The following is an 18,515-nucleotide window of genomic DNA, read 5'->3' on the forward strand; positions in this document are numbered from 1 at the left end:
TGTTTTTTTCAACATTTATCCCTCTTTTACGGGCTGCGAAAAGGCTTAGCCGCTTTTAAGTAACGCCTGCTGTTTTCCTGTTTACTTCCCCTTCACACTGTCCTGCGGTATCCCGGCCGCCTGGAGGCTGGAAATGAACAGGACGACGGAGTGACAGCGTCAGACCAGACAGGTTTCCCCTCGTGCGTGCAGCACATCTCACACGACATTACAGGCATCAAGCTTGAACCCATTGTCGCCCTCTCCTCTTCGCGCACGGTAGGGGCTGAAGTGCTCAGCGTGCTGTCACCGCATCAACAAAGCGAAGGCTTTTTTCACGACTGGTCCGCTGCTCGGGCGCTTATGCTGCTGGAAGCACAGATCGCTGCGTTAAAAAAACCCTTTCCCTGCGACAACCTTTTCATAAATTTGCCGATAACCCTTCTGACCATACCGGAAATGTTCCAGCGTTTACTGCAACTTAACAGCCCACCGCTGAACATTGAACTCGTGGAGCCTGCTTCCTTCTTTTCTCTCTCAGACCCGGCACGTCTGAGGGTGAGTTGTGCGCTTCAGCAGTTGACGGCGCAAGGACATCGGATCTGGTTGGATGACATTGATGAAGCGTCAGGGCGCGCGTTTTTGTCCTGCCGCATGCCGTTAAGCGGAATAAAAATCGATAAGATCGCTTTCTGGCGTTTACGTGCAACGCCAGCGCTGGCAAACCTGGTCACGCTTTGTTCAAAAATTGCTGAAAATGTACTCATAGAAGGCATTGAAACAGAAACGGACCGTAAGTTTGCGCTTCAGGCTGGCGCGCGCTTCGGTCAGGGATATTATTGGCCATCCTGGAGATGGCAGGAGGACTGAACGGTCATCGCCAAGAGGGAAGCTATGCGAATGACAGTACGCCGTTACCGGCGTCGTCGGACAGGAAGTGATTCACCGGGTTCAACGCACTCGCCTTTTGCTCTCCCATTTTTTGATCGTCTCGAATATTTGAGCCAGTCAATCAACCAGACCCGCAAAACCGATGCTCCCTTTATCGTTCTGGTCACACAGGATAACTTTTTCCGTTCCGGTTTTCTGAGCGGGCACTCTCCCCTGAGCAATTGCTGTGACTATTCCACCCTGGAAGCCGCCCTCAGCGATCTGAATCAGTGGCCTTCATCACGTCTGGTGGTAGATGTAGAAAGCCGCGCCTCGCCGCTTATTGACCTGCTGGACCGATTACGACGCCACAGCCTGTTCGCCCCCTACCTGACACCCTACCTGCTCATCCGCGCCGATGATTACGATACACGCCTGTTTTGCAAAGCGGCTGGCCCTTTTCATGTGATTGAACGGCAACTTACGCCGCGGGCTTTGCAACAAACCTTGCTGGAAGCGCCGTCACCCGCCGGCCACCGGAAAGAGTGGTTTTCACGTGATGAATGGCCGATCCTGCAGGCGCTATCGCAGGGTAGCACCCTGCGACAGATTGCTCAGTTACAGAACCGCCCCTATAGCCGCATTATTTACCGTCTCAGCTGCATCCTGGCGAAACTTGGGCTGAATCATCGTCATGAGTTGCTACATCTTCTCAACAACCTTTCAGATTTCACGTATTAACGTATTCAGTAACCCCTTAATTCCTAAAGACCTTTAAGAAAATACTTAGGATATATGTTAATTTTTTGTGTTTTTTAACAAAACTTTCGATTTTATAACTATTCCTAATTCTTCATCTTAAACCATGCGAAATGCTGCCTGTACGCTAAACGAGAGTCATTTTATCCATGCGTTAAGTTTCTGACGTTTCCGTTAACAGGATGATAATGGTGTAAAAACAAGCGATTTATCTGTGAATAAAAGCGATGAGAGGTGAAGAAAACAGCAGATAGTGCTGTTTTGACGAAGGGATCATCCTCCTGGCCTGAGGCGTTAGAAATGAGGCGATGACGCGCTAAAGAGCGGACATCAGAGGTAGCGGACAGGCGGAAAACACTTTGTCACGACCTGCGTATTGTTAACATTTGATCAACATACAGTAAGATCGTTTATTTTTTGTTATTACATAAAGATGAAACTGTGTGGTAAATGCAATATCAGGACATTTTTGCTAATTTTAAAAAGTTAGCGATTCAGATACAGAAGATAATAATCATCAATATATGGACATTAATTTACAGGCTTTTCGGACAATACTTAAACGGTATAATAAGACGTGTTTGACACGCGAATAAGAAAAATCATTTTGCCATAACAGCCTTATGAGATAACTGCGCTCAGGCATTGATATCACCACTACGTAAACAAGGATGCTTTCGCTCTTCCCAGGGATCTACCGTACAAGGATCTGCGTAATTATCCTTCCGGCTTTTCGAGAGTTTTAACAAAACTCAGCATAACGCTTTTAACAATCTGAGGCATAAAAAATGAAACCGGCATCCGTTATCATTATGGACGAACACCCTATCGTCAGAATGTCGATAGAAGTCCTGCTACAGAAAAATAAAAACATCCAGGTCAAACTGAAGTCAGGCGACAGCCACGAAGTGCTTGACTGTATACGCAACCACCCCATCGACCTGGTCATTCTCGATATCGAAATGACAGGCACGGACGGCTTCGTATTATTGAAAAGAATCAGAAACTTAAATAAAGATATTAAGATTCTCTTCCTCTCTTCGAAATCTGAAGCCTTCTACGCAGGGCGCGCCATCCGCGCCGGGGCAAATGGTTTTGTCAGTAAGCGGAAAGATCTGGGGGAAATTTATAACGCGGTGGAAATGATACTGACGGGCTATTCTTTTTTCCCGTCAGAAACATTGAGTTTTATAAACCATATAGGCTCCCGGACAGGCGCCGCTGTGGATATGCCATTATCGAATCGTGAAGTGACGGTTCTGCGATATCTGGCGAACGGATTATCTAATAAGGAGATTGCGGATCAATTATTACTTAGCAACAAAACAATTAGCGCCCATAAGTCTAATATCTTTTCCAAGCTGGGCGTACAAAGTATCGTTGAATTAATTGATTACGCGAAAGCGCACGAATTACTGTAATCCTTCCCTCTCCCTGCAACATATAACCGTTACAGGGAGAGGGGATACGATTAATTATAATTAATCATGAAAGTTGCATCGGCATCAGCCCGGCCCGGCTGCGGGTTATCCGCCGTGGCGATATAATTGGCATAAAACGACAGTTCGGCATTTCCCTGCGCATCCACGGACACCGTCTGGCTGGCCTGCTGCAACGCGAGGCGCGTTTTATCCCGGTCGAGGATCTCCACGGCCACGTTACTGGCCGCGCTGGCATCATTCAGCGCCAGCAGGCTGTTATCATGCCCGTCCATCTTCCCCGTAAATGTGATCGAAGCCGCCCCCGGCGGGCATCCGGTCAGCTTCAGGGTGAACGGTACAGGCTGCGTCCGGCTTCCCGTTGTGCGGAGCTGTTTCGTGGGCCAGGTGCCGAGCGTGACGGTTTTATTGCTGTCGTCCCCCTCCGCCACGCAGGTAAAATCCACGATATTGCCATAGAGCTGAATGTTAATTTCCCCAAGCGCTGTCTCTGCGTGCGCAGGGGAGCAAAGCGCAAAGAGCGCGACGGCTATATACCGCATTCCGTTTCGCATACCTGCTCCTTAGTCATAGTCGACGCGTAAATAGCCGCGAGAGGTAAAACGCCCCTCGGCAGGTTTTTTACCGGTCACGCTGACGGGCCACGCGCGGATCCCCACCTGTGCCTGTGCGCTATCGTCCAGACGGAACGGGATTTTGCTGGTCAGGTTGTTCGGCGTCAGCGGCACGCCATTACTGTTGGCAATCACAAAACCCACATCCGCGTTATCAGAGACCAGCGTACTGCCTGAAACCTTCTCCGCTTCAACACGCATTGTGAGCATGGCGTTCGCCTCGACGTTGGTGCATTTTATGCCGATGGTTTTGCTTTGCGCTGAGATCCCCTCCGGCTTATTTCCGATGCCCGCTTTACTGAACAGAGAGGCGCCGATGTCTCCGAAATCGAACTCCACCACATTTCCGGCATTAATCTCACAGCTCTGAGGCACCTGAATGGTCCCGCTGTAGCTGATGGTATAAACCGGCGTGGTGAGCGGATCCGTGGAGGTCGTGGTGACGTAAACCCGGAACATGATTGCCCGGGGGATCACCACCATATTGATAAAGCGTCGGGTCACCTTAAGCCGAAAGACGAGGCTGGAATCCTGTACACCAAACGGTTTGTTTTTAGACACGTTCGGATGGCTCCCCATCTGAATGTACTTTCTGGGTGGATAGAACGTGCCAGCGTAGCTGTCGGTGATTTTCATCGCCCCGTCCAGATAGTCGTTTAGCTTCAGATACTGGTAGCCATCGCTGGTGCCTGTGACCGGGAATTCGGTCACATAGCTACGCTTGGTGGTGTTCCCGGACGTTCCCTTAGGGCAGACGGCGTTGACGCCCACCCACTGGGACTTCTCGCTGAGTGTAACAATCTGCCCCACCTGGTTATTGGAGCTGTTGAATTTATCCGTCAGGTCGTAATACACCTCCGTCGGCACGCCATTTTCATTGACGCAGACGGTGGCGAACGCCTCAGATAGCGGCAAAAATGCCAGAAGGGATAGCCCCAGATAATGGATTTTATTCACAGCGGATCCCCTTAAGTGTGATCGCCTGTTGCAGGCTCTGTTCTGGCAGGCTGTAGGGCGCACGACACTGGGACTGCTTCCCGTCTCCCCACTGAATCAGCAGTTCCCCGCTCAGCGGCAGCCCGCTCAGGTAAATCTGACCGTCATCTCCCACCATGCTGGTTACGCCGCTCTGCGTCTCACGCACCACCGCCCCAAACGGCACAGGCTGGTTATCACGCTTCACGGTGAGCAACGCACGCACGCCGATGCGGGTGTCAAAACTGGCGCGCACCAGCGCACCGTTCGTCGGCACGACGCTGGAAACGTTATTTTCAATGTCGGTGTTGTTGCTCATGGTGTTAGTGTCGAGCGCCACGCGGTTGTAACGGTACACCGTGGCGTACGGCATCACCGCATAGCCACGCCAGTCTGTTTTGACGCCGGTCTGGTTTTCGACGCTCACGCCTGACGCGCCCGGCGCTTTGATCAAGACGTTGGTATCGCCCAGCGGCTGACTGAATGTGATGCCGTCTGAATGCCCTACCACGCCGCCGGAGAGCTGCCAGTTGAGGTCGTGCTGATCCCGCGTGTAGTTGTAGCCCACGCCCAGCGTACCGTACGTTGCCTGCCAGTTAGCGCTGGCGCTGCCGCTGGCACCGTTATTGCTGGTGTGACCCTGCGTGACGCTGTAGTTCAGGTTACGATCCTGGAGCAGCGTTCCGCTGATCCCGGTCTGCCAGCTGGTATCACCGTCGCTGTTGCGGCTGGCTGAGGCCGTGGCATAGGCCCGGTCGATCGCGTTATCGCGACGGTAGCCGTGACGGGTGAACAGGCTGAACGGGACGGAGACGTTAAACGAGGCGATCCGGTCAGTTCCTTCAATGCCGACGGCCTTGTTCCATGACCAGGATAAGGCGTAGCTGACCCCTTTCACCCCGCCTGCGTAGCCGAGCTGATACCAGACGTTGGACTCGCTGGTGCCCCAGTAACTTTGCTGGCTGCCCGACACGTACACCGAGCCGTAATCGCCAAGAGACTGGGAGATATTGAGCTGGAAACGTCCTTTTTTATTCAGCGTCAGGTTGTGATAGCTCTGCACGTCCGGCACGCCGTCATCGTCCTGATCGTCGCCATACTGGTAGCCTTCCATTGTGCGCCAGGCCACATCGTCGAGGGTGTAGAAGCCTTTGGTCGAGTAGCGATAGCCCAGCAGCTGGAAGTTGGTGCCGAATCCGTTAAGGGATTTTGCGTACAGGAACCGCAGAGACTGCCCTTCATGGCGGCTGTCATCGGCAAGCTGGCTGCGGGCATGGGTGAGGTCAAGTGACACCGCCCCCCAGTCACCGAGGTTTTTTCCCGCGCCAATGGCGATGGCGGTATAGCGCGAGGCCAGTTGCGTTCCGCCGTACAGCGTGTAGCCGTCGGCAAGACCCGCAATCATCGTACCCTGAGTAAAGAACGGCGTGTCCTGCTCGCTGTTGCCGCTGCGATAGTCCCCTGCCACCAGATCGTATTTCCAGCGTCCTTCACGCTGAAGCAACGGAACGGTGGAATACGGGACGGTGTAGCGCTGCTGGCTGCCGTCCTTCTCTTCCACCGTCACCTCCAGGTCACCGCTTGAGGAGGTCGGGTTAAGGTCAGTTATCGCAAAAGCCCCCGGCTGCACATAGCTCTGGTAAATCACGTATCCGTTCTGGCGGATAACCACTTTGGCAGGGGTGCGGGCGATTCCGCGTACGGTAGGCGCGTAGCCTTGCAGGCTGTCCGGATACATGCTGTCGGACGAATAGAGCCGACCACCGCGAAAACCGACGCTGTCGAAGACATCGTTACCGGTGTTGCTGTCGCCGAGCACCAGCTCGCTTTTTAGCGGAATGACCGTACGCTGCGCCCAGGTGCCAATATTTTGCCAGCTGCTGTGCCGCTGGCCGTTGCTTTCAGTATAACGCCACGCGCCGTTATTGCGTAATCGCCAGGCGCCATAGTTCAACCCGCTTTGCAGGTTCAGATAGTAGCTGTCGTCGTCGCTGCCCCGGTTGCCGGTGAAGCTGTAGTTCAGCAGCGCGGCGGGGATGCCTTCATCCCACTGTTCAGGCGGAATATACCCGCGGGCGCTGTTTTGCATCGCCACCTGAGGCAGACTGACGTTAAGGCGCAACGAGGCGAAGTTGAACGCCGTTTCGCTGCCCGGAATAGCCGTGGTGAGCGGAACGCAGGTCTCGCCCTGCACGTTGCTCAGTTCCGGGAAGGCGGCGATATTGGCGCCAAAGCGATCGAGCATCGCGCGCGTAATGCACGGCGACAAACCGCCCGCGACCGGCGGCGTGTTGTCGGCTTGCTCAAACCGCACGTCCTGGGTGCCGATAAACTCATCGTTACGCCAGATATCGACGCGATAGACGCCCGGTGCCTGCTGGTGGCCTTTCTCAAAACGCGACAAATCCGCCACGTTCGCCGCGTCATCGGAGAGAAACGCCGGGTTAAAGTAGCTTTCACCCCAGCCAGCGTGTGGCCAGAGCGTTGCCATCAGTGCCAGCGCAACCGGGCAGTAACGCCATTGAGTGTTCATCGCCCTGTCTCTGCTCACAGGCTGACGCTACGCGCCGGCGTAATGGCACCGTAGTCATTCACACTCTGCCAGGAGAGCGTGCCGCTCGCTGCGGCAGGCAGCACCTGCTGCGCCGAGCTTTTAGGGGCAACCATCAGGTTCTCCAGCGTCTGACCGCCGAGCTTCAGATTGACCAGCGTGACGTAATACGGCGAGGCATTGCTCACCTTAAGATGGTTGCCGACGCGCTCAAAACGCAGCTGTGAGAGCGCCTCTTCCGGCGGCATCGCCAGGTTAGCCGGGCGAACAAACAGCTTGATGCGTGACAGAATGGCCAGTTGCAGGACGTTGTTGCCGTCCTGATGTTTTTTGCTGACGGAGGGAATCGCTTTGACGTTCATGTAAAAGAGTGATTCGCGATCGGCAGGCAGCGCCGGGCCTGCGTAGATAATGCGCAGGGTGTTTTCGCTGGCCGGCTCGCTGACAAACAGCGGCGGCGTGACGGCAAAGGTTTTTTCCTTTTGCCCGTTGGCATTTTCTATCCACGCGTTAATTAAATAGCGCTCTTGTTTATTGCTGTTGGTGATCGCCAGCGACGTTTGTTTTGCATCGGCCGGATAAATAACGCGCGTCGCGCCCAGCGCAATTCCGCCGGATGCATTCGCGCTGGCAGAAACCATCATCAAAATAAAAGTTAAAAACAGTCCAGGTTTAATCAGGGTGTTCATCACAACCGTACCTTTAATAATTAGTTCGCAGGCGTCAGGGATAAATCAACGTAAACCAGACATTCGACTGAATAGTGCCTGGTACAAGGTGTTCGGAAATAGCCCGGTAGCGGGCGCTGAAATGAAATACCAGCTCGCGGGTGTTAATGGGTAACCAGCTCACTGCCGTCGCGTTCGGGATGATCTGACGTTGCTGTTCGTCAAAAAGCGCCAGTCCGACACCACTGCTGACCGCATTTCCCCCCGGCCGCGATGTCGCCAGGAAAACCTGCGGGTCTTCTGCCGGTGTCACTCCCTGGAACTGGATCCCCACGGTGCGGGAGACGTCCACGCTGCAATCCAGCAGACGTACGGTGAAAGGCACATTAACCGTGGAAAAGCTGCCGACGCCGGAAAAGGCGTTTGTGCGGTATTGCCCCATATCCACGCGCATATTCTGGCTGTCCGGGGCCACGGCGCAGCCGCCGTTAACCAGCTCTCCCCTGAGGTGTACTTTGCCGCCGTCTATGACAACGGTATGTGCGTTTACTGCTGAGGCAATCGCAAGGGCACACAGCAGTATCCCAGTCCTTGTCATCCTTCGCTCCCGGTATAGGCGATCAAAAGACCTCTTCCCTGAGGCCAGCCACATCCCTGTACTCAGGCATTACTCGTATTTCATTACGAATGTTGCGTCCGCGTTTGCCTGGCCCGGCGCGGTGGTCGCCGCCGTGGCTTTATAGCGCGCGGTGAAGTTCAGGGTGTTAGTCCCTTCAATCAGGTTCTGCGCCGCAGAGAAGGTTGCACCGTCCGGGGTCAGCGTGGAGGATTTGCTGTCGAGGATCTCAATGCCTACGCCCTTCGCGGAGTTGTCGTTGTTACCGGAGCTTACCGCCAGCAGCGTTTTGTCGGTGGCGTCGATCTGGCCGGTAAACGCGACAGCAGCGGTTTTCGCTACCGCAGGATCGCAGTCGTTCAGTTCGATGGTGAAGGGAATATTGGAGGTGGTGTCACCCACTTTAGTGAATTTTGCGGTACGGTACTGGCCGAGATTAACCGTCTGCTCTGAAGAGTCAGTATTCACTGAACACGCGGCATTCACTAATTCACCTTTAAAATGCACCGTACCACCGTTTACAGATACAGGTGCTACCGGATCTTCTGCGTGAGCGGCACCCGCGACCAGGGCCAGAGTTGCAATAACAGTAGAAGCAATGTTGCTGAGTTTCATGTCTATTCCTTTAAAATGTAAATAACCCTTCCCGCGCATATTCGGGAATAAGAAATACGTTCAATTAAAAAATTGAAGGCTTATTTCGGAGAGGACAAAGTAGCTCAGGAATCTATTTTGTAATATGTCAAAACGCTGCCATTTTGCCAGGTCACATCCTATTCGCCTCTAAGAAATTGACCATGCCCTGAGAAGGGGTTTTGCGGGCCATCGATGAAATCTCGTAAAGGGTGACTGACAGCGGCGCTCGCTTCTGACAAAATACAGGTAATCCCCCCTTTCTAACGTTACAGACGGAATCTTCTCTCTGATGGCAGCAAAGATTATTGACGGTAAAACGATTGCGCAGCAGGTGCGCTCTGAGGTTGCGGAAAAAGTGAAGGCGCGTAAAGCTGCCGGAAAACGCGCCCCAGGGCTGGCCGTAGTGCTGGTTGGCAGCAACCCGGCTTCGCAAATTTATGTCGGCAGCAAACGCAAAGCGTGTGAAGAGGTGGGGTTCGTCTCCCGCTCTTACGATCTGCCGGAAACCACCAGCGAAGCAGAACTGCTGGAACTGATTGACACCCTGAATGCCGATAAAGAGATCGACGGCATTCTGGTTCAACTGCCGCTGCCTGCGGGCATCGACAACGTGAAGGTGCTGGAGCGTATCGCGCCGGACAAAGACGTTGACGGTTTCCATCCGTATAACGTGGGCCGCCTGTGCCAGCGCGCGCCGCGCCTGCGTCCGTGCACCCCGCGCGGCATCGTGACGCTGCTGGAGCGTTATAACATCGACACCTATGGCCTGAACGCCGTGGTGATTGGCGCCTCCAACATCGTGGGCCGCCCGATGAGCATGGAGCTGCTGCTGGCGGGCTGCACCACCACCGTCACCCACCGCTTCACCAAAAACCTGCGTCATCACGTCGAAAACGCCGATCTGCTGATCGTTGCGGTCGGCAAGCCGGGCTTTATTCCGGGCGAGTGGATCAAAGAGGGCGCAATCGTCGTGGACGTGGGTATTAACCGTCTGGAAAACGGCAAAGTGGTTGGCGACGTGGTGTATGAAGATGCCGCAGCGCGCGCATCCTATATTACTCCGGTCCCGGGCGGCGTAGGCCCGATGACGGTCGCAACACTGATTCAGAATACCTTGCAGGCGTGCGAGGAGTATCACGACGTAGAGGACGCGTAATCATGGCAACTTTTTCTTTAGGTAAACATCCGCACGTTGAGCTGTGCGATCTGCTGAAGCTGGAAGGCTGGAGCGAAAGCGGTGCGCAGGCGAAAATCGTCATCGCCGACGGGCAGGTAAAAGTAGACGGCACGGTGGAAACCCGCAAGCGCTGCAAAATTGTCGCGGGCCAGACCGTGAGCTTTGCAGGTCAGAGCGTGACCGTGACGGCCTGAGCTGTCTGATGCCCTCACCCTAACCCTCTCCCACAGGGAGAGGGGATAAACATCCCCTCACACCCATCACGGTTAATTATCGATCAACTTCAAATAATCACTATTCCCTCTGGCGAAACGTGAAAATTATGTTGCGCGATTTTCAGACTTTCCCCACGATAAGTAGAACGTTCTACTAAAACGTTCTACTTACAATAACAGCGCGAAAAAGCGCTACTCGGGGGAAATCAGCATGAGTCTGATATCAGGGTTTGTTAAATCGCTGTCTAAGTTATCGATGATTGGTCGCGCCTTAATGCTGCCAATTTCACTGCTTCCCGCTGCGGGCCTGCTGCTGGCCTTCGGCGATAAGTTCCACCTGCCGCTGATGATGAACGCCGGCGGGGTTATCTTTGATAACCTGCCGATGCTGTTCGCCATCGGCTCTGCCGTCGGTCTGGCTTCGGAATCCGGCATTGCGGCACTCTCTGCGGCGGTCTCGGTGTTTGTCACCAACATCACCATCAGCACCGTGCTGAGCATTACGCCGGAAATGGCCTCCCAAGGCGGGAAATACGCCATGGTCGTCGGCATTCCGACGTTGCAAATGGGCGTCTTTGGCGGCCTGATCTGCGGTATTCTCGCGGCCTGGTGCTACAACCGCTTCCACACCATGCAGCTGCCGGAATTCCTCGGCTTCTTCTCCGGGAAGCGTTTTGTGGCGATTGCGACGGCATTTCTGTCGTTCCTGCTCGGCCTGCTGTTGCCGTACGTGTGGCAGCATATTCAGTCCGGGATCGACGCCCTGTCCGTGGTGGTGAACGGCGATAACCAGGCGGCCTCGACCTTTATCTTCGGGCTGGTGGAGCGCGCGTTGATCCCGCTCGGCCTGCACCACATCTGGTATCCCTCCTTCTGGTATTCGTTCGGGGATTACACTACCCAGGCGGGTCAGGTGATCCACGGCGACCAGACCATCTGGTTCAAGATGCTCGAAGAGGGGGTGAAATCCTTCAGCAGCGATACCTACCAGAACGCCGGGAAATTCATGCAGGGCGAGTTCCCGCTGATGCTGTTCGCGCTGCCTGCGGCGTGCCTTGCGATGTACCATGAAGCGCACACGAAGAATAAGAAAATCGCGGCCGGTATTCTCTTCTCCGCCGCCCTCACCTGCTTCCTGACGGGCATCACCGAGCCGGTAGAGTTCACCTTTATCTTCGTGGCGCCGATCCTTTACGTCTTCAACGCCATCATGGCGGGCCTGGCGTACATGACCATGTACCTGCTGCATGCGCACATCGCCAAGTCGTTCTCGGCGGGCTTTATCGACTACCTGTCGTTCGGGATCCTGCCGTCGTTTAACGGCTATCAGACCAACTTCCTGAGCGCCATTATCATCGGTATCCCAATGGCCCTGATTTACTATTTCACCTTCCGCTTCGTGATCCGCCGTTTCGACGTGAAAACGCCGGGCCGCACCGAAGTGACCGCCAGCGCAAATGACAAGTCCGATTCCGAACTTGCCACCGAAATCATCGGCCTGCTGGGCGGTGCGCAGAACATTGATTCTGTCGGCTCCTGCATCACGCGTTTGCGTCTGGAAGTGGCTAAGAGCGAAGCGGTGGACCGGGACGGGCTGAACGGGCTGGGCGCACGCGGCGTGGTGTTTGTTGGCGACAACGGGATACAGGTGATTTTCGGGGCCAGAGCACAGTTTATCGCCCAGACCATGTCCACGATGATTGGCAAATAATAAGATGCCTGAAGGAGGCGTCTCCTGTACGCTGGGGTACGCCTCTTATCTGGCTGATAATCGGTAAATTTCAGGGAGCGGTTTTGAAGAAAGTCAGCATTATTGATGTTGCAAAGCATGCGGGCGTGTCGGTTTCTACCGTGTCGCTGGTGCTGCGCCAGAAAGGGAAAATCTCAGAGGCGACGATCGGGAAGGTCAATGCCGCCATCACAACGCTGGGCTATGTTCATAACGTCGCCGCTGCCAACCTTCGCGCCAACACCTCCAACTTAATCGGCCTGATCCTGCGGGACTTCAGCGACAGCTTTTCCATCAAAGTGATGGCGAGCATCGTTCAGGAGCTGGAGAAACAGGGTTATATGGTTTTTCTCGGTCAGCCGCTGAACGACGACGAACATCTTGAGCGTACCCTGCTCTCATTTAAGCAGCAGGGCGTGGCGGGCGTCATCTATCTGGCGTCGGACACCCGCGCCGCCTCTCTCCCGGAACACATTCGCCAATGCCCGCTGCCGCTTGTGGCGGTTTCGCAGTCGTTGCTGGAAGAGAAATGCAATCTGGTGATGCGCGATAACCGCCAGGCGGCGAACCTGGCCGCGCGTTATCTTATCGAGCGCGGGCACCGCACCATCGCCTACATTGGCGGGCGCGACGGGTGCCGTATTCGCGAGCAGCGCCTGCTCGGTTTTCGCAGCGCGATGACGCAGAACGGCCTGGTCTGGCGTGAGGAATATTCTCCCGCCTGCACCGATGATACGCAGGCGGCGGCCATGGCGACTCGCCAGCTGCTGGAGAAGAACAACACGATTACCGCCCTGCTCTGCCATTCGCCGGACGCGATGATCGGTTCGATCTCCGGCATTCACCAGGTGGGGCGCACGGTGGGCAAAGACGTGTTTTTAACCCAGCAGGTGGCGCTGATTGGTTTTGAAGATATGCTCCACGTTAATCTCACGTCGCCGTCACTGACTTACGTTTCGTCTGCCAGTGAAGAGACCGGCCGCCAGGCGGCAGGGCTGATGATCCGCAGGCTGAAGGAGCCGGATCTGCAAACGCAGCGTATTACCCTCTCCGGCCAGCTTATCGCGCGGGAATCGGCGTAAATTCAGAATTTAGCATGGGTCTTTTAGCGCGAGATGACTGCTATATTTCCATGATTTGCCATGGATAAATGCAATGCCTACCGTTATCACCCACGCTGCCGTACCTCTGTGTCTGGGCTTAGGGCTCGGAACCAAAGTCATCCCACCCCGCCTGCTGTTTGCCGGGATCGTCCTCGCCATGCTGCCTGACGCTGACGTACTGGCGTTTAAATTCGGTGTCGCCTACGGGAATATTTTCGGCCACCGCGGTTTCACTCATTCGCTGCTGTTTGCCTTGGTAGTGCCCATACTTTGCGTGCTGGCTGGGCGTCGATGGTTCCGGGCCAGCCTGTCGCGCTGCTGGCTGTTTTTAACCGTGTCGCTGCTGTCGCACAGCCTGCTGGATTCGATTACCACCGGCGGGAAAGGCGTCGGCTGGCTGTGGCCCTGGTCAGATGAGCGCTTCTTTGCACCGTGGCAGGTGATTAAGGTCGCGCCGTTTGCACTGTCGCGCTATACCACGCCGTACGGGCATCAGGTGATTATCTCGGAACTGCTGTGGGTGTGGCTGCCGGGGATGGTGCTGATGGGAGTGTTATGGTGGAGAAAACGTGCGCGCTGATGCCCTCACCCCAGCCCTCTCCCACAGGGAGAGGGAGAAAACCTAACCATCCCCTCTCCCTGTGGGAGAGGGTTAGGGTGAGGGGAAAATTACTTACGACGCCAGGTGGTGCCCTGCGGGCCATCTTCCAGAATAATACCCATCTCGGTCAGACTGTTACGCGCCGCATCCGCCGCCGCCCAGTCTTTCGCCTGACGCGCTTCCAGACGCGCTTTAATCAGTGCTTCAATTTCCGCTACTTCACCGTCGTCCGCCTGCGCGCCGCTTTGCAGGAACACGTCCGGGTCCTGCTCCAGCAGGCCGAGCACGGAAGAGAGCTTACGCAGATGAGACGCCAGCGCATTCGCCGCCGCCATATCTTCTGACTTCAGGCGATTCACCTCACGCGCCATGTCGAACAGCACGGAGTAGGCTTCCGGCGTGTTGAAGTCGTCGTTCATGACCTCAACGAAGCGGGCTTCGAACGCCTCGCCGCCAGCGGCCGGAACAGACCTGTCGGTGCCGCGCAGTGCGGTATACAGACGCTCCAGCGCAGCGCGCGCCTGCTTCAGGTTCTCTTCGCTGTAGTTCAGCTGGCTGCGATAGTGGCCGGACATCAGGAAGTAGCGCACGGTTTCCGCGTCGTAATACTTCAGCACGTCGCGCACGGTGAAGAAGTTACCCAGCGATTTCGACATCTTCTCGCGGTCAACCATCACCATCCCGGAGTGCATCCAGTAGTTCACGTACTCGCCGCCGTGAGCACAGGTGGACTGCGCGATTTCGTTTTCGTGGTGCGGGAACATCAGATCCGAACCGCCGCCGTGAATGTCGAAATGGTTGCCCAGCTGTTTGCAGTTCATCGCGGAACATTCAATGTGCCAGCCCGGACGCCCTTCGCCCCACGGGGATGGCCAGCTCGGTTCGCCCGCTTTGGACATCTTCCACAGCACGAAGTCCATCGGATTACGCTTCACGTCAACCACGTCCACGCGTGCACCGGCCTGGAGCTGGTCCAGATCCTGGCGGGAAAGCGCACCGTAGGTTGGGTCCGTCGGCACCGAGAACATCACGTCGCCGTTGTCTGCCACATAGGCGTGACCGCGCTCGATCAGCTTTTGGGTGATCTCAATGATTTCATGAATATGGTGGGTCGCACGCGGCTCGCTATCCGGGCGCAGAATATTCAAGGCATCAAAATCCTTGTGCATTTCGGCGATCATGCGATCCACCAGCGCGACAAAGCTTTCGCCATTTTCATTAGCACGTTTAATGATTTTGTCGTCGATGTCGGTGATGTTGCGCACATACTTCAGGTTATAGCCCAGGAAGCGCAGGTAGCGGGACACCACGTCGAACGCGACAAAGGTACGGCCATGGCCGATATGACAGAGATCGTAAACCGTAATACCACACACGTACATGCCGACTTCCCCGGCATGGATAGGTTTAAATTCCTCTTTTTGGCGCGTCATTGTATTAAAGATTTTTAACATCGAAGATTCCATGTAAACACGTGTGTGGATTGTTTGTTCCTTATAATACCCATAATTCGGAGCACGGTCAGCACACAATGCAAGGTGATCGTGTCCTGTGGTTATGCTATAACAAGCCCCTATATGTGACCCGAGCACGGGTCGACGCACCACAATAACGGAACAGGATGCAAAAATGGTTACTTTCCACACTAATCATGGCGATATCGTAATCAAAACCTTTGATGACAAAGCGCCTGAAACAGTTAAAAACTTCCTGGACTACTGCCGCGAAGGTTTCTACAACAACACTATTTTCCACCGTGTGATCAACGGCTTTATGATCCAGGGCGGCGGTTTCGAGCCTGGCATGCGCCAGAAAGAGACGAAAGAAGCGATCAAAAACGAAGCGAACAACGGCCTGAAAAACACCCGCGGTACGCTGGCAATGGCCCGTACTCAGGCCCCGCACTCTGCTACCGCACAGTTCTTCATTAACGTGGCGGACAACGACTTCCTGAACTTCTCTGGCGAAAGCCTGCAAGGCTGGGGCTACTGCGTATTCGCAGAAGTGGTTGAAGGCATGGACGTGGTCGACAAGATCAAAGCCGTTTCTACTGGCCGCAGCGGTATGCACCAGGACGTTCCTAAAGAAGACGTTGTGATCACAAGCGTGACCGTCAGCGAGTAATTCGTGGCGACACTCTTTATTGCGGATCTGCATCTGCAAACAGAAGAACCGGCGATAACCGCCGGTTTTCTGCGTTTTTTACGCGGTGAAGCGAAAAGCGCCGATGCGCTGTACATTCTGGGTGACCTGTTTGAGGCCTGGATAGGCGACGACGATCCGAACCCGCTGCACCGTGAGATGGCAGCGGCCATTAAAGCGCTGGTGGATTCCGGCGTCCCCTGCTATTTCATTCACGGCAACCGTGATTTCCTGATCGGCCAGCGCTACGCCCGCGAGAGCGGCATGACGCTGCTGCCGGAAGAGCAGGTGCTTGACCTCTATGGCCGCAATATTCTGATCATGCACGGCGACACGCTCTGCACTGACGATACCGGCTACCTGGCGTTTCGCGCCAAAGTTCACACCCCGTGGATCCAGAAAGTGTTCCTCGCCCTGCCGCTGTTTATTCGCAACCGCATCGCCGCCAGAATGCGCGCGGGCAGCAAGGCCGCCAATAGCAGCAAATCGATGACCATCATGGACGTCAACCCGCAGGCGGTAGTGAAGGTGATGGAGAAGCATCGCGTTCAGTGGCTGATCCACGGCCATACCCATCGTCCCGATGTGCATTCCCTTATCGCCAACGGCGAGCCCGCCCATCGCGTGGTTTTAGGCGCCTGGCACAGCGAAGGATCGATGGTCAAAGTCACGCCGGAAGGTGTGGAACTGATCGCCTTCCCGTTCTAACCCTCCTCGTTTTTTCGCCCATTTCACGACCACGCAACCGTTTTCCTTGCCGGTATTACATGCTATTCTCTGTGCCCTCGAAAGCAGTGTGTTCCGCACCACAGGAGTTTTAAGACGCATGTCTTCCCGCAATAATCCGGCGCGTGTCGCCATCGTGATGGGGTCCAAAAGCGACTGGGCTACCATGCAGTTCGCCGCCGAAATCTTTGAAATCCTGAATGTTCCGCACCACGTCGAAGTGGTTTCCGCGCACCGTACGCCGGATAAACTGTTCAGCTTCGCCGAAAGCGCCGAAGAGAACGGTTACGAGGTGATCATTGCCGGTGCGGGCGGCGCAGCACATCTGCCGGGCATGATTGCCGCCAAAACCCTGGTGCCGGTACTGGGCGTGCCGGTACAGAGCGCCGCGTTAAGCGGGGTTGATAGCCTGTACTCTATCGTCCAGATGCCGCGCGGTATCCCTGTCGGTACGCTGGCGATTGGTAAGGCGGGTGCCGCAAATGCCGCCCTGCTGGCCGCGCAGATCCTCGCGACGCATGATAATGACTTACATCAACGCCTGGCGGAGTGGCGTAAAGCCCAGACCGACGAGGTGCTGGATAACCCGGATCCGCGGGGTGCAGCATGAAGCAGGTTTGCGTTCTTGGTAATGGTCAGCTTGGCCGGATGCTGCGTCAGGCCGGTGAGCCGCTGGGTATTGCCGTCTGGCCCGTCGGGCTGGACGCCGAGCCGGAAGCCGTGCCGTTCCATCAGAGCGTGATCACCGCCGAAATTGAACGCTGGCCGGAAACCGCCCTGACCCGCGAGCTGGCGCGCCATAACGCCTTTGTGAACCGCGACGTCTTCCCGATCATCGCCGACCGTCTCACGCAAAAGCAGCTGTTCGACAAGCTCGGCCTTGCGACCGCGCCGTGGCAGCTGTTGTCCGACAAAAGCGAGTGGAATGACGTCTTCGCCATGCTGGGCGATCTGGCGATCGTGAAGCGTCGTGTCGGCGGCTACGACGGTCGCGGGCAGTGGCGCCTGCGCGCGAACGACACCGCCGAGCTGCCGGACGACTGCTACGGCGAGTGCATCGTTGAGCAGGGCATAAACTTCAGCGGTGAAGTGTCGCTGGTGGGCGCGCGCGGGCATGACGGGCACACCGTTTTTTACCCGCTAACGCATAACCTGCATCAGGACGGGATTCTGCGCACCAGCGTCGCCTTCCCGCAGGCCAATGCTGACCAGCAGGCGCAGGCGGAAGAGATGCTCTCTGCCATCATGCATGAGCTGGGCTATGTGGGCGTAATGGCGATGGAGTGTTTCGTCACGCCATCGGGTCTGCTGATCAACGAACTTGCGCCGCGCGTGCACAACAGCGGCCACTGGACGCAAAACGGTGCCTCCATCAGCCAGTTCGAGCTGCACCTGCGCGCCATCACTGACCTGCCGCTGCCGCAGCCGGTGGTGACCAGCCCGTCGGTGATGATCAACCTGATCGGCACCGATCTGAACTACGACTGGCTGAAGCTGCCGCTGGTGCACCTGCACTGGTACGACAAAGCGGTGCGCCCGGGTCGTAAGGTCGGCCACCTGAACCTGAACGATACCGACACGGACCGCCTGAGCGCCACGCTGGAAGCGATTGTTCCCCTGCTGCCGCCAGAATACGCGAGCGGGATTGTCTGGGCGCAGTCAAAACTGAAGTAAGTAACCCCCGCCGGGGAGTTGACCTTCCCCTTCCCCGGCGT

At 55.8% G+C, this 18,515-nt stretch carries 19 protein-coding genes; 12 read left to right on the top strand and 7 right to left on the bottom strand.

All coding sequences use genetic code 11. From position 1 onward, the window contains the following. The first annotated feature begins 186 nt into the window (after positions 1 to 186). The 3 genes from CKK19_RS00345 (at position 187) to fimZ (ending at position 3,029) form a co-directional block, all read left to right on the top strand. Positions 187 to 849, top strand: a complete 663-nt coding sequence (locus CKK19_RS00345; protein WP_063853718.1) for an EAL domain-containing protein — start codon at positions 187 to 189, stop codon at positions 847 to 849. A gap of 24 nt (positions 850 to 873) precedes the next feature. Next, positions 874 to 1,590, top strand: coding sequence for a response regulator transcription factor (locus tag CKK19_RS00350; RefSeq protein ID WP_023299489.1), 717 nt, complete (start codon positions 874 to 876; stop codon positions 1,588 to 1,590). A gap of 806 nt (positions 1,591 to 2,396) precedes the next feature. Then, complete coding sequence (gene fimZ / locus CKK19_RS00355) at positions 2,397 to 3,029, top strand: fimbria biosynthesis transcriptional regulator FimZ (RefSeq protein WP_022647311.1); 633 nt, start codon at positions 2,397 to 2,399, stop codon at positions 3,027 to 3,029. 50 nt (positions 3,030 to 3,079) lie between these two features. Here the strand turns inward: fimZ and sfmF are convergent, their stop codons facing one another. From sfmF to fimA, 6 genes are all read right to left on the bottom strand, one after another. Continuing rightward, on the bottom strand, positions 3,080 to 3,601 hold the full coding sequence (gene sfmF, locus CKK19_RS00360; protein WP_022647310.1) for a fimbria assembly protein: 522 nt from the start codon (positions 3,599 to 3,601) through the stop codon (positions 3,080 to 3,082). Positions 3,602 to 3,610: 9 nt separating this feature from the next. Further along, the gene (gene fimH, locus CKK19_RS00365) at positions 3,611 to 4,618 is read right to left on the bottom strand and encodes a type 1 fimbria D-mannose specific adhesin FimH (protein ID WP_022647309.1); all 1,008 of its coding nucleotides are present in this window, start codon (positions 4,616 to 4,618) and stop codon (positions 3,611 to 3,613) included. After that, the gene (locus CKK19_RS00370) at positions 4,611 to 7,169 is read right to left on the bottom strand and encodes a fimbrial biogenesis usher protein (protein WP_063853717.1); all 2,559 of its coding nucleotides are present in this window, start codon (positions 7,167 to 7,169) and stop codon (positions 4,611 to 4,613) included. Before CKK19_RS00370 ends, fimH begins: the two co-directional genes overlap by 8 nt. 14 nt (positions 7,170 to 7,183) lie before the next feature. Beyond that, positions 7,184 to 7,876, bottom strand: coding sequence for a type 1 fimbria chaperone FimC (fimC, locus tag CKK19_RS00375; protein WP_022647307.1), 693 nt, complete (start codon positions 7,874 to 7,876; stop codon positions 7,184 to 7,186). Between the two features lie 34 nt (positions 7,877 to 7,910). Continuing rightward, complete coding sequence (fimI, locus tag CKK19_RS00380) at positions 7,911 to 8,453, bottom strand: type 1 fimbrial protein subunit FimI (protein WP_225455015.1); 543 nt, start codon at positions 8,451 to 8,453, stop codon at positions 7,911 to 7,913. A 69-nt stretch (positions 8,454 to 8,522) separates the two neighbouring features. Beyond that, entirely contained in the window at positions 8,523 to 9,086 is a 564-nt protein-coding gene (gene fimA, locus CKK19_RS00385) for a type 1 fimbrial major subunit FimA (protein WP_022647305.1), read from the bottom strand. 310 nt (positions 9,087 to 9,396) lie between these two features. Here fimA and folD point away from each other — a divergent pair, with 310 nt between their 5' ends. From folD to CKK19_RS00410, 5 genes are all read left to right on the top strand, one after another. Beyond that, positions 9,397 to 10,263, top strand: a complete 867-nt coding sequence (folD, locus tag CKK19_RS00390) for a bifunctional methylenetetrahydrofolate dehydrogenase/methenyltetrahydrofolate cyclohydrolase FolD (RefSeq protein ID WP_008499332.1) — start codon at positions 9,397 to 9,399, stop codon at positions 10,261 to 10,263. Positions 10,264 to 10,265: 2 nt separating this feature from the next. Then, positions 10,266 to 10,478 carry a ribosome-associated protein YbcJ gene (ybcJ, locus tag CKK19_RS00395; RefSeq protein ID WP_022647303.1) on the top strand — a complete coding sequence of 71 codons (213 nt, stop codon included), beginning with the start codon at positions 10,266 to 10,268 and terminating at the stop codon, positions 10,476 to 10,478. A gap of 232 nt (positions 10,479 to 10,710) precedes the next feature. Beyond that, a complete protein-coding gene (locus CKK19_RS00400; RefSeq protein ID WP_003858916.1) occupies positions 10,711 to 12,210 on the top strand; it encodes a PTS transporter subunit EIIC in 1,500 nt (499 codons plus the stop codon). 83 nt (positions 12,211 to 12,293) lie between these two features. Beyond that, positions 12,294 to 13,310 (top strand): Mal regulon transcriptional regulator MalI, encoded by a 1,017-nt coding sequence (gene malI, locus CKK19_RS00405; RefSeq protein ID WP_023299483.1) that lies wholly within the window; start codon positions 12,294 to 12,296, stop codon positions 13,308 to 13,310. A gap of 73 nt (positions 13,311 to 13,383) precedes the next feature. Further along, positions 13,384 to 13,911 carry a metal-dependent hydrolase gene (locus tag CKK19_RS00410; RefSeq protein ID WP_063853716.1) on the top strand — a complete coding sequence of 176 codons (528 nt, stop codon included), beginning with the start codon at positions 13,384 to 13,386 and terminating at the stop codon, positions 13,909 to 13,911. An 89-nt stretch (positions 13,912 to 14,000) separates the two neighbouring features. Here CKK19_RS00410 and cysS read toward each other — a convergent pair whose 3' ends face one another. Further along, complete coding sequence (cysS, locus tag CKK19_RS00415; protein WP_063149179.1) at positions 14,001 to 15,386, bottom strand: cysteine--tRNA ligase; 1,386 nt, start codon at positions 15,384 to 15,386, stop codon at positions 14,001 to 14,003. A gap of 175 nt (positions 15,387 to 15,561) precedes the next feature. Here cysS and ppiB point away from each other — a divergent pair, with 175 nt between their 5' ends. The 4 genes from ppiB to purK all read left to right on the top strand — a co-directional run bounded on the left by ppiB (position 15,562) and on the right by purK (position 18,474). Further along, positions 15,562 to 16,056: a peptidylprolyl isomerase B gene (gene ppiB, locus CKK19_RS00420; RefSeq protein WP_000256009.1), complete on the top strand. Its 495-nt coding sequence runs from the start codon at positions 15,562 to 15,564 to the stop codon at positions 16,054 to 16,056. Between the two features lie 3 nt (positions 16,057 to 16,059). Continuing rightward, positions 16,060 to 16,782, top strand: coding sequence for a UDP-2,3-diacylglucosamine diphosphatase (gene lpxH, locus CKK19_RS00425; RefSeq protein WP_038415557.1), 723 nt, complete (start codon positions 16,060 to 16,062; stop codon positions 16,780 to 16,782). A gap of 118 nt (positions 16,783 to 16,900) precedes the next feature. Continuing rightward, positions 16,901 to 17,410, top strand: a complete 510-nt coding sequence (purE, locus tag CKK19_RS00430) for a 5-(carboxyamino)imidazole ribonucleotide mutase (protein WP_023299481.1) — start codon at positions 16,901 to 16,903, stop codon at positions 17,408 to 17,410. Then, complete coding sequence (purK, locus tag CKK19_RS00435) at positions 17,407 to 18,474, top strand: 5-(carboxyamino)imidazole ribonucleotide synthase (protein WP_023299480.1); 1,068 nt, start codon at positions 17,407 to 17,409, stop codon at positions 18,472 to 18,474. Before purE ends, purK begins: the two co-directional genes overlap by 4 nt. The last annotated feature ends 41 nt before the right edge of the window (positions 18,475 to 18,515 follow it).

The sequence above is a fragment of the Enterobacter sp. CCUG 70166 genome (assembly GCF_020224095.1).
Lineage (GTDB): Bacteria > Pseudomonadota > Gammaproteobacteria > Enterobacterales > Enterobacteriaceae > Enterobacter > Enterobacter intestinihominis.

Excerpts from the sequence above, each read along its gene's own strand:
- ybcJ (WP_022647303.1), top strand. The coding sequence starts at position 10,266 with ATGGCAACTTTTTCTTTAGGTAAACATCCGCACGTTGAGCTGTGCGAT.
- fimI (WP_225455015.1), bottom strand. The coding sequence starts at position 8,453 with ATGACAAGGACTGGGATACTGCTGTGTGCCCTTGCGATTGCCTCAGCA.
- CKK19_RS00410 (WP_063853716.1), top strand. The coding sequence starts at position 13,384 with ATGCCTACCGTTATCACCCACGCTGCCGTACCTCTGTGTCTGGGCTTA.
- purE (WP_023299481.1), top strand. The coding sequence starts at position 16,901 with ATGTCTTCCCGCAATAATCCGGCGCGTGTCGCCATCGTGATGGGGTCC.
- fimA (WP_022647305.1), bottom strand. The coding sequence starts at position 9,086 with ATGAAACTCAGCAACATTGCTTCTACTGTTATTGCAACTCTGGCCCTG.
- CKK19_RS00370 (WP_063853717.1), bottom strand. The coding sequence starts at position 7,169 with ATGAACACTCAATGGCGTTACTGCCCGGTTGCGCTGGCACTGATGGCA.
- folD (WP_008499332.1), top strand. The coding sequence starts at position 9,397 with ATGGCAGCAAAGATTATTGACGGTAAAACGATTGCGCAGCAGGTGCGC.
- ppiB (WP_000256009.1), top strand. The coding sequence starts at position 15,562 with ATGGTTACTTTCCACACTAATCATGGCGATATCGTAATCAAAACCTTT.
- fimZ (WP_022647311.1), top strand. The coding sequence starts at position 2,397 with ATGAAACCGGCATCCGTTATCATTATGGACGAACACCCTATCGTCAGA.
- sfmF (WP_022647310.1), bottom strand. The coding sequence starts at position 3,601 with ATGCGAAACGGAATGCGGTATATAGCCGTCGCGCTCTTTGCGCTTTGC.
- purK (WP_023299480.1), top strand. The coding sequence starts at position 17,407 with ATGAAGCAGGTTTGCGTTCTTGGTAATGGTCAGCTTGGCCGGATGCTG.
- CKK19_RS00400 (WP_003858916.1), top strand. The coding sequence starts at position 10,711 with ATGAGTCTGATATCAGGGTTTGTTAAATCGCTGTCTAAGTTATCGATG.
- CKK19_RS00350 (WP_023299489.1), top strand. The coding sequence starts at position 874 with ATGCGAATGACAGTACGCCGTTACCGGCGTCGTCGGACAGGAAGTGAT.
- cysS (WP_063149179.1), bottom strand. The coding sequence starts at position 15,386 with ATGTTAAAAATCTTTAATACAATGACGCGCCAAAAAGAGGAATTTAAA.
- fimC (WP_022647307.1), bottom strand. The coding sequence starts at position 7,876 with ATGAACACCCTGATTAAACCTGGACTGTTTTTAACTTTTATTTTGATG.